Below are 14,047 nucleotides of genomic sequence, written 5' to 3'. Positions count from 1 at the left end.
GGTAGACAATTAAAGTCATGTCCCTGTGACAAAAAATTCTATATACACAAAAGTAGTGTATGAAGATATCCGCCGACGTCAGTAGTAAGATGTATTTTTCATGAATTTTCATGTTTCTTCCAAACAAGTCATCTCTGAACGCTACACAGGGAATAGTTCAAATCAGTAAGTTAAAGCGGAGGAATTACTATGACGAAACTATTTATTTTGGTGAACACTCTTTTAATTCCTTATCATGCCGCAGTAGTATTTGCGATGGCTATGAGTATGGGCCAAGCGCATACCAATCAAGAAATTGTCAATAATCTATATTGGATAGTTCCGGTGAATCTAGCATTAGCTTCCATTCCAAATATGTTGATTACGTTGTATTATTTCATTCAAAAGAAAAACACAAATCTTTTGATAGCCCTTTTAAAAGCTGAGGTATATGTGGTTCTAATACAGATCTTATTACATGGTGCCTTAATATTATTCAGCATATATGGACCGGATATTTAAATAGCAGCTGTATTTTTAAGCATTAGAAATAACTTTCATTGAAAAATCGTGTCCCTATGTAAAACATAATTCCAGTTATACCAAAATCTTGCATGAAGAATCCGCCGACGCCAGTAATGGAGCGGATACTTCATGCATTTTCATGTCTCTTTCATAATGGCTCGTGACACTGGGAATAATTGGGGACTGCTGGGAATGAATATTTGAAAAGCGTATGCAATTTTCCGGAAGGAGATCGCACACGCTTTTTGGGTTGCATTGACCATTTTCATTTTGAATCCGCTATTTGCTGAAATCAAAAGTTACACCGGACAGCTCCTCCGAAACTTGCCAAAGTTTCTGGCGGAGGGCTTCATCCTTCACGGCCGGATCAGGTTCCTCCAAAGCCGGATAGCCTCTCCGGTTGCCTTTGCCATCCGGGCCGATGTATTCGCCGCCTTTTATGGCGGGGTCCGTTGCGGCATAGACTGTGGGAAGTGCTCCCATTGCGGCAGGCTGCAGGTAGCGGTGCATGAGCCCACTGAAAATTCGGGGCATTTCACGGCCGCCCAGTTTAAACAGATTGGTCGCAGAAATTCCGGGATGACAAGCAAGGCTGAGCGTCGATAAGCCGTGCTGCTTCAATCGCTTATCGAGCTCTGTTGCAAACATCAAATTAGCCAGTTTACTTTGGCCATAGAACTTCATTCCTTTATAGCCCTGAGAGCCGTCCAGGTTCTCAAAGTCGATGGCGGCTTTGCGGTGTGCCAGACTGCTGAGCGTTACCACCCGAGAATTTTCTGTGCGGATAAGAAGTGGCAAGAGCAGGCCGGTCAAGGCGAAATGCCCGAGATGGTTGCTGCCGAACTGCAGTTCAAAACCGTCTTTTGTCTTCGCATATGGAGGCGTCATAACGCCGGCATTATTGATCAGCAAATCGAGCGAATCAAAGCGGCTGATGAACGCTTCTGCAAAAGCATGTACGCTGTCCAAATCGGCCAAGTCGAGGTTCATGACTTCGACAGTTGCCCCGGAATATTCTTCTTTGATTTCCTGTTGGGCTGCTTTTCCTTTTTCGATATCACGGACAGCCAAGATGACCCGTGCACCTCGCCCGACGAATATCTTAGCGGTTTCAAGTCCGAGTCCGCTGTTCGCCCCCGTGATGATGGCCGTTTTTCCTGTCATTGTCTGTTGTTCCATAAGTTCAGCTCCTGATGTGATCGATTCTTTTTTCTATTGTGCCATTGTGCAATTGCTTAAGCAAGAAAGGGCGATGCCGCCGGCTTCTGCTCACCGTCACACCGCTCAAGTCATAGCCTTTTTGTTTTTCAGCTCCAATAAAATAGGCGTGATATTCAGTAATATCGACAGGCTGGTCAACACCCATAGGGCTGCTGACATGATGGGTACGACGTCCATCAGAGCCGACCAGTCCTCCGCCTCGACCCAATCGGCGACCATGCCGTAATCGGCGACGAGTGTCAATGCTGTAAACGATAAGCCCATGGCCATCGCCAGTCTGTAATCTTTGCCTGCCGCAAACAGGCCGAGATTTATAAAAGTGGCAATTATTGCAATAACCCCGAATATGAACCACATCGCCATTCCTCCTTTTTATTAGTAATAAAGACGGAACCGCACAGGAAATAGTTTCTATTCAACTGGCTATTTTTTGAGGAAAGCGAAATGCTTGGAAATAAAAGAATCGACGATAAACACGAAAAAATCGACGATAAACCCATGAAAATCGACGATATAATGAGCAGATTCGAAACTATTCTCAATAATTTTTGATAAGACAGTGAAATGGGGGCTCAGGAAGAGCCTCGGTGCAGGGATTTTTTGTTTTTTATTGTAGTGAAAATTTCTATGAGCGGTTTTCGGGGTTCTATGATCATTCAGATGATTCTATGATCATTCAGCTCTTTGGCCATCGTCTCCGGAACATATAAAAGCGGCGGAGTTTACAAAACATCAAACTGCTCTTGCCACCTTCAGCCAACACAGCTACGATTAAAGAAAAGCTGAAGAAATGAGGGGATGACATGGTCGGAAGAAATGATCCGTGTCCGTGCGGGAGCGGGAAGAAGTATAAGAAATGCTGCGGCCGCGAGGAAACGGTGGATCTGCAGTAGGTGGTTGATGCGGAACAGGAATCCGTGCTGGTGGATTTTGCGGAGCAGGGGCTGGAGCCGAAGGAGTTTCATCAATTGACTCAGCGTTTAAGCAGCTGGCATTCGGCTTTAGCGAAGGTTTTTGACCGGGATACGATTGAAGCGCTGGCATTTGAAGCGTTTATTTTCCATGACCGTCCGGATATCTGGCGGAACTATATCGCCCGGAAAATGAAAACACAGAAACGGCAGCGCATATTGGATGTGCTGGCGCTGTGGGAAGAGCCATTTTACCTGATTGCCGAAGTTCAGGAAGTGGAAAATGGCATTCTACAGATTCGCGATAAAGTGACCGGAGACATTCATCAAGTGAAGAACATTATTGATGCGAAAGCTGGTGAATGGATTTTTGGCATCGTCATGCACAGCCTGCGGGATGGCCAGCCGATATTGCAGCCGGCGTAGGGCTTGATTACCATTCCGGTTTTCCAGCAGTCAGTTGTTGAGAAGCTGGCAGCCCGCTTGAAAGAAGGAGTCAGCGATTCGCTGGACTTATACCGGCTGTTAGCGTCAGGGGCTGCGGACCTGGGATTATCGGCATTTCAGGAAGAAGTCATGGGGCTGGTCAGCGGGTTTATTGATGACTACGGAGTGAAAAATGAAGCGATCGAAGGCATTGCTTTTTCGTTCCTGAAGGAAGTGGCCGTGAAAGCGCGGAAAGCGGAAGGTGTAGCGGCGGGAATCCTACAGGCTGCAAGCGACTTCGGGCTGTTTGAGGAAGTTTATGTACCACAGCAGATCATCGCGGAAGAGCTCGGAACAACCGTTGGCACCTTATCAAAATACCGAGATATGGTCGGTGAGTTTGTGATAGAGCGGGTGGGTTATAATGACAGTGTCCAATCCCCACAGCCGGCGGTGGTGCCGGAAGTCGTTACGGAAATAGGGACTGACCCGCGGATTACTGAGCGTGGTCTGTGGGAAATGATGAAGCGCACCGCGAACGCCGGATCGGAAGCTGAATTGAACAAGATCCTGCAGCAGCGGAATGTGAAATATAAGCCGGCTACCGGTGCTGAACGGGCGCAGCTGCTTTGTTACGAAGCGTTTGAAACGGACGGCAAAGAACGCGAACGGCTGGCACGGGAAGCGCTCCAGTTGAATCCGAAAAGCGGCGATGCGAATTTGCTGATGACGGAATTTGTGGAACACGATGTTGAAAAAGAGCTTCATTATTTAAATGCTTTGAATACTGGCTACCGGACCTTCGATAACAGTTTCGACATTCCTTGGGGCTATGTCCCGAACCGGCCGTTCCTCCGTGCTTTATTTTCGTATGGCGCCTGGCTGATGGAGCAGGGCAGATACGACAAGGCGATTGAACAGCTGACGGAAATTATGGATAGAAATCCGTTCGACCACCAAGGCGCGAAATGGCTGCTGTTGAGCGCTTATATCCATGCGGGCAAATGGGAGCAAGCAAGTGATTTCATAGATGGCTTTGCCTTGGAGGACAATTCAGGAATCGGCATGTATTTTCACTATCTCCACGACTTGCATACCGGCCTCCTGAAACCTCATGAAAAGAGTAAAATGAAAGATTTCATCAAGAAGCGCAATCCGTATCTTTTCAAACTGCTGAAAGAAGGCAAAAAGCCCGGTGCTTTTCCGAGGCGTTTGAGTCTGCAAAAAGGAAATAAGGATGAGGCGGAGTTGATTTATTGGCTGATTTATGGGATTGGGGAAACGAATTTATTTATTGAGTAAGGGGATGGTGGCATCTTCCAATCTCAATAACTATGAAGGTAGTGTACTATTGAAATTACAACGATAAGTATCGATCAGAAAGTCGATAGATTTAAAGGAGTGGCATAATGGACCGATTAGTGAAGGAACAATTAGGCGAGATGCTCGATGTGTTCGAAAGTTTCCCGGATTGTAAAATTGAAAAGACTGAAGGCGACCGGCTGTTGATCGCGAGTCACAAACCTGTTCCGTGGAGTGATGCGCTCGAAAAGAGCGACGCGGAATCGGCGCATAAAATCGGCTCCATCAATTCGCACAAATTCGCGCTGGGTCTGTACATCGATTTCCCGCATGATTTCTTCGAATTTGATGAGTTGGTGAAAATCATAGATCCTGAAGCGACGCTGACTTATTATCCGCCGGGCGAAAAGACGTCCACGGTGAAAAGCTGGTGGCGATTCCGTTCCGATGAAAAGTTCGACAGCATCCACCTTGTGCTGCGGAAAACGGAATTGGATTATTATGATTTCAAGAGAGAAGACTGGATGGAATTGATGCGGCAGATTATCGGGGTTCATAAATGATCATGGCCGATGAAATTTTTAACTGAAAATAAAAGATGTGTCGGAAAAACGCTTCCTTTTGGGAGCGTTTTTTTGATTTATTTTGTGAGCTCGAGGCTGGCGCGGATAAACGGACGCTAGCCGCGGATAAATGACGTCTAGCCGCGGATAAAACCGGCTTAGGCGCGGATAAACAGGCTGCAGGCGCGGATAAACACCGATTTGCCGCGGATAAGCGGGGTGGAGGCGCTTAAATAGAAGCTGGTTGCCTCGAAAACAAGCATTTCTGAAGGAGTTTTCCTCAATCCACCCACTCATAAACAGAAAACTCCTCCAAAAGCATCCAAAATATGAGAAATTTAAAAGGGTGTCTCCTAAAAGATATGCTGTCAAACAGCCGGTCTTGATTAACAACCGCTCCAGCCAGCTTTAACGTGCAATAAAGGATGTGAACTATTTTTAATTATCATTTTATCGCTTTCTTAACTAAATGTTATAATTTTTTGATCTTTTGACTGGTAATCGAACATAGGTTCTGTTATAGTAAAAGCATATCACTATGGAATGGGGTGTATTTCGATGGTGCTTGCGATCAAAGAAGTGAACGGATATGAAAGAGGGAAAAAATATACTGAGGATCTTGAGATTTTATCCTGCTTCAAAAACGACGAACATCGGGTAGTCGCTTTAACTGACACGGACGGCAATGTTTTTTACTGGACAACTACAGTGGATTCGCCTGAATATCGAAACTTCCGGAGAAAAGCCACTTATACATTTAAAGTCAGTTATATTTCCACAATAGTTGGCCCTTCCAGTCCCAAGATTGTGATTGCAGAATTGAATGACGTAACAGCCAGTAACGCTATGTTTGGTAAGGCAGAACAATATAGATTACATGCTTAATATATATATTTATGAAGAACCTTGATGCGCTCAAGGTTCTTTTTGTTTAGCTGTATAAATGTTGGTCTTCCTGACATTCAGTGAGAATTTCAGGGCTGTTGAAAAACTATCTGTAAGAATAGCGGAATAAATAATTATATTATTGCATATTAATGCATGGTAAGCTTAACTATAAATCATACATATTTTATTAAAGGAGCCCAACCAATGACATTACAACAACAGATATTTGATTACATAGACGAGATTTCAAACGAAATTACAGACATCAGACGCCATCTTCATATGAATCCGGAGCTGTCGCATCAGGAAGTGGAGACGCCCGAATTTATTGCCAAGTATTTGGAGGAGCTGAATATTCCGGTGCGGCGGGGCGTGGGCGGCAGAGGAGTCGTCGGCAGGATTGAAGGCGGGAAGCCGGGGAAGACGATTGCGTTCCGGGCCGATTTTGATGCGCTTCCGATCCAGGACGCCAAGGATGTGCCGTATAAATCTACGGTACCCGGCGTGATGCATGCGTGTGGGCATGATGGCCATACGGCTGCGCTGCTCGGTTTTGCGAAAGTGATGAATGAGGTGAAGGATGAACTGGCGGGCACGATCGTGCTGATCCATCAATTCGGCGAGGAATTGTCGCCGGGCGGGGCGAGGGCGATGATTGAAGACGGTTGCCTGGAAGGTGTGGACGAGATTTATGGCGCGCATCTGCAGTCGCAGATGGAAGTCGGGCATGTGTACGGGGGGGACGGTTACCTGCAGGCGGCTGAAGATACGGTGAAAATAACGGTGAACGGTTCCGGCACGCATGTGGCGGAGCCGCATACGGGAACCGATCCGATTCTCGCTGCGAGCCATATCATGGTCGCGTTGCAGTCGATTGTCAGCCGGAATGCGGATCCGCTGAAAGAACTGGTCGTATCGATCGGCAAATTCCATGCGGGTGATGCGGACAATGTCATTCCGGAAAAAGCCGTTATGGAAGGGACGATCCGTGTGTTTGATGAGAATTTGCGGACGCTTGCGGGGCAGCGGATTAAGGATTTGGCTGCGGGTGTTGGCCAGGGGCTCGGCTGCACGGTGGACGTGGAGATTGGCAAGGGCTATGACTCCCTGCGGAATCATCCCGAACAGATGGAGCTTATTCGCCGGGCAGTCGGCAATTCGTTTGGCGACGGCGTCTACAAAGACATCGCTCCGATCATGCCGGTGGAAGATTTTTCTTATTATTTGCAGCAGGTGCCGGGCGCCTTTTTCTTTGTCGGGGCGAAGCCTGTGGGCGTTGAAAATCCGTTCCCGCACCATCACGAGAAATTCGATTTTCACGAGCCGGCGATGGCCATGACTGCGAAGGTTTTCGCGGCGGCTTATTTGGAATCGCAGAATTAAGGGCGGTGCTGGTGCGTGGGGGAAGGAATAGGTTGAGGTTAGGGAAAAATTAGTCTGAATATTTTTGGCAATAAAAAACAATTTGGTTCATAGCCATACCCGCTGGAGCAGCAGTTAGGTGTGGCTTTTACTTTTTGAATGCAGAAATAGAGGCAGGGTTGACTGGAGGTAAGTGCTGGATAAATTTGCGAAGTCGGAAATGGGCAGTTTGGAGGCTGGCGCGGATAAAGTGGAGCTAGGCGCGGATAAAAGTCGTTTTGCCGCGGATAAAACCGGCCTAGGCGCGGATAAACAGGCTCCAGCCGCGGATAAACAACGATTTGCCGCGGATAAGCGGGTGGCAAGGCATATAAAAGGAGGATGCTGCCTCAAATAGAAGCTTATCCGAGCGGATTTCCGGCAAAAAATCTCACCTCAATACAAAAAGTTAGCAAGATCTCTTCAAAAACACATAAAACTCACAGAAATGCCTCCACATACCTGCCTCCGCATAGCAGGGCATCCTAGACCGCCTGTCAAATCATCAAAAATTTCAAAGGCGCGCTGGGCGCCGAAGCAGCGGGGGGACTGATTGAAGAACTGAAGTTCATGTATCCGAAGCGGACGGCGCTGTTGGATGAGTTGGGGAAGATAGTGTAGAACTAAGCGGTGTCAGCCACAGGCTAGATACCGCTTAATTATTGCATTAAATGGGTAAACTGCGGGCCGAAATGATTTTTTAGATAGGGATATGAAATAGCCCGGCCACTTTATGGAGCTGCATTCAGTAGTTTATCTTCTGAATAATTGTGTCGAACCCTGGTAAACGCCTCAAAGAAAAACCGTATCCACATCCCAATTCAAGGGCTGCCGGACACGGCTTTATTAGGTTCACCTAAAATAACTCCCGCGCCAATAACCGATAAACATCCAACCGCTTCTCCTGCGAATGCGGGATGCTGCAGATCATGGCTTCTTCGAATCCGTATTCCTGCTGTTCCCGCTGCAATTGGTCCGCGACGTCTTTGGCGGAACCGACGAGGTGGATTTTGCGGCTCGCCTGGATTTGCATGCGGTCCATTTCGGTGAGCGCAGAATTCTGCGCCTGCTCCGGTGTCAGGAGCGGCATGATGCGGCCTTTCATCAACATGAGGCGCGCAATGTCCTGCGGCAAGGCTTCGTATTCCGCTTCTTCGGCGGTTTCAGCTGTCGTCACCAGATAGGATACCGAAATTTCGGGTTTCTCCATAAAGGCGGAAGGCGTGAAATTATTTCGGTACGCATCGAGGATTTCGTTCGACATGCTGCCCTGGAAAAACTGGGCAAACGAATAGCCGACGCCCATCCGTCCCGCTTCGAGTGCGCTGTTGCCGCTTGAGCCGAGCAGCCAGGCTTCCGGCAGCTGGATATTTGTCGGAGCGGCAAGGGTTTTATTGTACATATTATCTTCAGGCGTTTCGTCGTTGATCAGTTTCAACGCTGTGTCGAATTTGCCGTACATATCGTCCGTCATCGGCCGGCGCCCTTGCGACAAAGCATAGATGGAGCTGTGGTCGCCGCCCGGTGCGCGTCCCACACCGAAATCGATGCGGCCCGGCGCCAGTGCGCTCAAGGTTTTAAAGACTTCCGCCAGTTTTAAAGGGGAATAATGCATCATCATCACGCCGCCGGTGCCGATCCGGATCTTTTCCGTTTTGGCGGCCAGGTAAGCGGCAGTGACTTCAGGCGCCGAGCTGGAAAATGCGCCGGAGCCGTGATGCTCCGCCATCCACATCCGGCTGTAGCCTAAATTGTCGGCGAGGATTGCGAGCTCCACCGCTTTTTGTATCGCCTCTTCCGCCGTGTTGCCTGACGTCACGGGCGCTTGGTCCAATACACTTAGTTTCATCTATATGACTTCCTTTCTTTGCCTGCAGGTTTGCATATAGAGGAGTATAGCAGGATGATATTGGGAAATCATTTCTTCTGTCTCCAGGTTTAATTGCGATGGAAATAAAACCTGGACTTGTGAATCTTTATGAGCGGAAGTTCCGTATAATAAAATCGACGGAGACAATTGCGCATGTAAGAATCGATTTCTCTCCGACTATCCGCGAAAGGCATGATTGAATGTTTACCATCACATTTGTAATTTTCCTCTTTTTCATCCCGATCGCTTGGTTTATCTGGACCAGCGTGAGCATTAAAACTGGCAAAATCGATAAACCGAAGTGGAAAGTGCCTTTGGCCATCTTAATGGCAATGCTTCTTGGCAGCATCGCCGTGAATTATTATCTTTCCGATACTTACCAGCTTGCCTTTTTCCAGAATGGGTTTGAAAGTACGGTTGCGCTGATCATCGCCGGGGCGCTGCTGGTGATGATGCTGATTGTCAACGTCATCGTCAGCTTCTTCTTCAAAGGTGCGCCGAAATCGGTTCATAATCCGAAAGCGGTATGGATTGTGGGCGGCGTTTTGTGCACGACGATGCTGTTTTTCACGATGTGGGTCTACCCGTTCGCCGAAAAAGTTTCGTATATCCAGAAAGTCGAAAAGGCGCTGAATACGGCAGAACAGCGGCAAGACGGTGAGGACATCACGGTCGTATTCATGAGCTCCGAAAAGAACTGCGTGCGGACCAACACTTCGAATTGCCGATCCGTTTCGTATAAAAACACCTTTTTCCTCAAAAATAATTTAGATGTCCAAAAAGAGGTCCAGGTGCAGATCCGTGCGCTGGACGTTGAAGAGAAAGAACTGGAAGTCGTCGAGTCGGACATCATGACGCTCGCGGCAGGCGAATTGAAGCTGCTTGAAACGGAGGAATCCTCTGACGAGTCGAGTATCTGGAGCCGCCATTCCTTTGAAACTGAGGTCCGCACCCATTCCTACGAATCGATTTACAGGTATCGCGATGCTGAACAATAAAAACGGCCGTGCCGGAGACATTTCTGTTTCCGGCACGGCCGTTTCTTTATTCCATTATTTCTCCGCTTCCCGCGCAGCCTTGACACTATTCGGGTCGAAGAATTTATCGACCAGGTCGTAGATGGTGATGAGTTCGTAGAGAATCTTGAATTCCGGCGGGAACAGGGTCGGATGCAGGGCATCGCTGGTCGAGATGCCTTTACTGTCTTCCCAGAAGAAATCGGTGATGATCTTTAATTGTGCCTGATGGGTTTCGCGGTCGTAGGCATTGGAATTCTGCAGGTCGTCCGCGAGTTCAGAAACAGCTTGCATGATGATGTTGCGCTCGGCTTGCGACCACTTGATGCTTTGGAACGGGATGCGAAGCAGGGCATCGAGATGGAATTCCAAATTATGCAGAAAGAGCAATTGCCGTTCCGCCATGCGCAGCTCCGTTTCCCGGTCACGGACGCGGGGATACAGGCTGAAATCGTCGCGATGGTAATGGATTAATTTCTCCGTCTTCCTAATCTCCGTCGTCAGCCGCTTCACAAGCTCCTGATCTTCCTGCAGGTTCGCGTCGCCGTCAAAAAGGATTGTGTGGAAAGTGTGCTCGAGCATCGTGCCGGCGCGTTCGCTGATGCCTTGGATGCTTTTCAGGATATCCGCCCGGTAATTCGGCGGGAAAACGAGCATGTTGACGGCGGTGGACACGAGCAGGCCGACCGTCGTGGTCCCTAGTCGAATAAAGAAGGAGACCAGCACATGATCATGGATCACTTCAATCATGGCGACGGATGTCAATGTGGCAACGAGCAAGCCGGCGTGCAGCTTGAGCCGGTAACAGACCAGAATCGTGGCGACCGCCGCGAGTGTATAGGTAATCGGGGCGTTGCCAAAAAGTGTGATGAAGAGCACGGCGAATGCGGAACCGATGGCAGAGGCAGGGAACCGCACGAGTCCTTTTTTTATCGAATCGCTGACGGTCGGCTCAACCGTCACGATGGCCGTGATGACCGCAAAGACAGGCGGCCAGCCGAACCAAAGGCAGATCGTCGCTGTCAGAAAGATGGCTATGCCGGTTTTCAGAATCCGGCTGCCGTTGAAATGAAAGGATCGCATTTGGCGCCCCCTCTCTTTTATGTAGTATTTTCACTGTAGTTCAGTATATCACCGATTTTATTATGTATTGCAACAGAATTTTTTCGGCATTCTTGAAGAAGCAATTTAATAGTAAGAGTGAGGAAATGCGAAATTTGCAGCTGCCGCGGATAAATCATGTTTTGGCGCGGATAAACATCGCTTTGCCGCGGGTAAATAGCTTCTAGGCGCGGATAAACAGCCCGTAGCCGCGGATAAACATCGCCCAGCCGCGGATAACCCAATTTACAGCAAATTTTCTTCCAATATAAGCCGAAATAATTCAGCTTTCACACTAAAATCGTATAAGAAATACACCCGTTCATCAAAATAGCGAATTTTTTAATTCCATCATTAATAAACGATTGTGTGAGCGGGGCCAAAATAGGGAACTCTTAAATTAGTGGGTCATTCCCCTGATTTGATTGGAAAAGGAGAAATTCACCATGGCAGATAAAAGAGATGAAATCATCTTGAGAGGGTTGCAGGAAAATAATTTGAAGAATATCGATTTGAATATCTCGAAAGAAAAGATAAATGTGTTTACCGGCCTGTCGGGTTCAGGGAAAAGTTCGGTCGTTTTTGATACCTTAGCGACAGAAAGCAGAAGACAGATGACGCTGAACTATCCGCTTTACATCAGGCATCAGATGCCGAGGTATGAGCGGCCACACGCCGACTTGATGCAGCATCTCAGTCCGGTGGTCGTTGTGGAGCAGAAACCGGTGAGAGGAAATTCCCGCTCGACTGTCGGCACGTATATGGACATCGATCCGTTGATCCGATTGCTGTTTTCACGGATCGGCAGCCCGCCGCTCGGCTCAGCGACTGAGTTTTCGAGTGACTCATCGTTCGGCAAATGCCCGGAATGCAGCGGCTTCGGAGAAATTGTTGCGCCTGATATCCACAAGCTCATCGATCACACGAAGTCGCTCCGGGACTCCGCGGTGCGCTTCAAGCCGCTCGCGCCGCCCGGCTGGCAAGGCAGATGGATGGTGGACGGCGGATTGTTCGACCCTGATCTCCCCATCAAAGATTTCACGGAAGAAAAATACAATATGCTGGTCTACGGTCCGCCGGAAGGCGAGCGGGCATTCAGCAAGTATTATTACAAAGTGGGCAATCGGGACATCGAATGGGACGGCCTCCTTCCCCGGTTTATTCGCCTTTACATTAACCGCGACCTCACGAAACTGAAAATCGTATCCCAGGAAGACGTGCTGGCGATGACTGCTCGTACGCCGTGCCCGACCTGCGAAGGTTCCGGATTGAATCCGAAAGTGCTCCAATGCAAAATCAACGGGTTGAATATCGCGCAATATGACCGGCTGGAAATGACGGATTTGCTGGATGAGCTGGCGAAAATAAAAGATCCGGTTGGCACATCGATTGCGCAGCAGGTGTATCCGAGTGTCAGACAGCTGGTCGACCTGGGGCTTGGCTATTTGAGTCTGGCACGAAAAGTTGGCACGCTTTCCGGCGGTGAAGCGCAGCGCGTGAAAATTGCCCGTCACTTGGGCAGCAGCCTGAACAATATCACCTATATTTTCGACGAACCGAGTGCGGGCCTGCATCCGGAAGAAATCGAGAAGCTGACGCACATGCTCGAAAGTTTGCGGGACAATTACAATACCGTGGTCGTCATCGAACACAATCTGGCGGTCATCAAGACGGCAGATGAAATCATCGAAATGGGCCCAGGCGCTGGCGCGACCGGTGGTGAAGTGGTCTATCAGGGCGCGCAGGCCGGCTTGCAGAAAGCGTCGGCCATCACCGATTTGAACCATAAAGTTACTGTCAATAAAACACCGAGACAGTCAGAAAACAGTTTTTCAATCCAAAATGCGTCAGCTAATAATTTGAAAGATGTCAGTGTGGATATTCCGAAAAACGTTCTGGTGTCGGTATGCGGCGTTTCCGGTTCCGGCAAGAGCTCGCTGATGTTCGGAGCCTTTGCCGACAATTATCCTGAAACCATTTCGGTGGGCCAGGGCAGCATCGGAACATCCAGCCGTTCGACACTTGCGACTTATATGGGAATCATGGATGACATCCGGTCGATTCTGGCAAAAGAAACAGGGCAACCGGTGGGCTTGTTCAGCTTTAATTCGACCGGAGCCTGTCCTGTCTGCGAAGGCAAAGGCGTCACCACGCCGGACGTGGCATTTGCGGATCCCGTGACCGTCACCTGCGAAGCCTGCAGAGGGACGCGCTATTCCGATGAAGCGCTGTCCCATCGCCACTTAGGCAAAAATATCGTGGAAATTCTGGAACTGTCGATCGACGAAACCAATGAGTATTTGAAAATGCCGAAAATCGTCAAGAAAGTGGATACCTTGAAAGACGTCGGATTGGGCTACCTGACACTCGGCCAGACGACCAGTTCGCTGAGCGGCGGAGAAGTGCAGCGCCTGAAACTGGCCAGCCACCTGAAAAAAGAAGGGCAGATCTATTTGTTGGATGAACCGTCATTGGGTCTGCACACCAAAGACAATGCACATCTATTGGCCGTATTCCAGGGACTCGTCGACAAAGGCAATTCGGTCATCCTCATCGAGCATAATATGAACTTTATCGCTGCGAGCGACTGGGTCATCGAAATGGGCCCAGGCGGAGGAAAGAAAGGCGGCGAAGTCCTGTTTGAAGGAACACCGGAAAGCATGCTTCAGTCGGATACGCTGACGGCGAAATGGCTGAGAGCAGGTGTGAAGGGATAATTTCATAATTCAAGTTGTTGCCCCTCGCTGCATCCGGAGCGAGGGGCAATTTTGTATGAAAATGAAGAGAACTTGCCTGATATCAAATATGAGTGGCGGAAGATTTGGGGTGAAAAGTAGCTGAGTG

At 48.8% G+C, this 14,047-nt stretch carries 13 protein-coding genes; 9 read left to right on the top strand and 4 right to left on the bottom strand.

The annotated features are described in order from the left end of the window. Positions 1–189: 189 nt before the first annotated feature. A complete protein-coding gene (locus AC2Q9J_RS13990; protein WP_499040867.1) occupies positions 190–501 on the top strand; it encodes a hypothetical protein in 312 nt (103 codons plus the stop codon). A 282-nt stretch (positions 502–783) separates the two neighbouring features. Here AC2Q9J_RS13990 and AC2Q9J_RS13985 read toward each other — a convergent pair whose 3' ends face one another. Together AC2Q9J_RS13985 and AC2Q9J_RS13980 are read right to left on the bottom strand one after the other, a co-directional pair. Then, the gene (locus AC2Q9J_RS13985; protein ID WP_499040866.1) at positions 784–1,683 is read right to left on the bottom strand and encodes an oxidoreductase; all 900 of its coding nucleotides are present in this window, start codon (positions 1,681–1,683) and stop codon (positions 784–786) included. A 105-nt stretch (positions 1,684–1,788) separates the two neighbouring features. Continuing rightward, positions 1,789–2,082 (bottom strand): hypothetical protein, encoded by a 294-nt coding sequence (locus AC2Q9J_RS13980; RefSeq protein ID WP_499040864.1) that lies wholly within the window; start codon positions 2,080–2,082, stop codon positions 1,789–1,791. 446 nt (positions 2,083–2,528) lie between these two features. On the opposite strand from AC2Q9J_RS13980, the gene AC2Q9J_RS13975 reads away from it, so the two are divergent. The 6 genes from AC2Q9J_RS13975 (at position 2,529) to AC2Q9J_RS13950 (ending at position 7,198) form a co-directional block, all read left to right on the top strand. Further along, positions 2,529–2,618 (top strand): SEC-C metal-binding domain-containing protein, encoded by a 90-nt coding sequence (locus AC2Q9J_RS13975; protein WP_499040862.1) that lies wholly within the window; start codon positions 2,529–2,531, stop codon positions 2,616–2,618. Then, positions 2,619–3,062, top strand: a complete 444-nt coding sequence (locus AC2Q9J_RS13970; RefSeq protein ID WP_499040861.1) for a hypothetical protein — start codon at positions 2,619–2,621, stop codon at positions 3,060–3,062. Positions 3,063–3,065: 3 nt separating this feature from the next. After that, positions 3,066–4,364 (top strand): tetratricopeptide repeat protein, encoded by a 1,299-nt coding sequence (locus AC2Q9J_RS13965; protein WP_499040859.1) that lies wholly within the window; start codon positions 3,066–3,068, stop codon positions 4,362–4,364. Between the two features lie 107 nt (positions 4,365–4,471). Then, positions 4,472–4,927 (top strand): hypothetical protein, encoded by a 456-nt coding sequence (locus AC2Q9J_RS13960; protein ID WP_499040857.1) that lies wholly within the window; start codon positions 4,472–4,474, stop codon positions 4,925–4,927. 558 nt (positions 4,928–5,485) lie between these two features. Further along, positions 5,486–5,812 carry a hypothetical protein gene (locus tag AC2Q9J_RS13955; protein WP_084242849.1) on the top strand — a complete coding sequence of 109 codons (327 nt, stop codon included), beginning with the start codon at positions 5,486–5,488 and terminating at the stop codon, positions 5,810–5,812. Positions 5,813–6,019: 207 nt separating this feature from the next. Next, positions 6,020–7,198 (top strand): M20 metallopeptidase family protein, encoded by a 1,179-nt coding sequence (locus AC2Q9J_RS13950; protein WP_499040855.1) that lies wholly within the window; start codon positions 6,020–6,022, stop codon positions 7,196–7,198. Between the two features lie 874 nt (positions 7,199–8,072). Here AC2Q9J_RS13950 and AC2Q9J_RS13945 read toward each other — a convergent pair. Then, positions 8,073–9,065, bottom strand: a complete 993-nt coding sequence (locus AC2Q9J_RS13945; RefSeq protein WP_499040854.1) for an MsnO8 family LLM class oxidoreductase — start codon at positions 9,063–9,065, stop codon at positions 8,073–8,075. A gap of 221 nt (positions 9,066–9,286) precedes the next feature. Here AC2Q9J_RS13945 and AC2Q9J_RS13940 point away from each other — a divergent pair, with 221 nt between their 5' ends. Continuing rightward, positions 9,287–10,084: a hypothetical protein gene (locus AC2Q9J_RS13940; RefSeq protein ID WP_499040852.1), complete on the top strand. Its 798-nt coding sequence runs from the start codon at positions 9,287–9,289 to the stop codon at positions 10,082–10,084. Positions 10,085–10,138: 54 nt separating this feature from the next. Here the strand turns inward: AC2Q9J_RS13940 and AC2Q9J_RS13935 are convergent, their stop codons facing one another. Continuing rightward, the gene (locus AC2Q9J_RS13935) at positions 10,139–11,185 is read right to left on the bottom strand and encodes an aromatic acid exporter family protein (RefSeq protein ID WP_499040851.1); all 1,047 of its coding nucleotides are present in this window, start codon (positions 11,183–11,185) and stop codon (positions 10,139–10,141) included. 464 nt (positions 11,186–11,649) lie between these two features. Here AC2Q9J_RS13935 and AC2Q9J_RS13930 point away from each other — a divergent pair, with 464 nt between their 5' ends. Then, positions 11,650–13,920, top strand: a complete 2,271-nt coding sequence (locus AC2Q9J_RS13930) for an excinuclease ABC subunit UvrA (RefSeq protein WP_499040849.1) — start codon at positions 11,650–11,652, stop codon at positions 13,918–13,920. The last annotated feature ends 127 nt before the right edge of the window (positions 13,921–14,047 follow it).

The organism is Planococcus sp. RAB007_Raresut (assembly GCF_057369535.1).
Note: the sequence above shows the minus strand (reverse complement) of the source record. Positions and strands in the feature narration are given on the sequence as shown.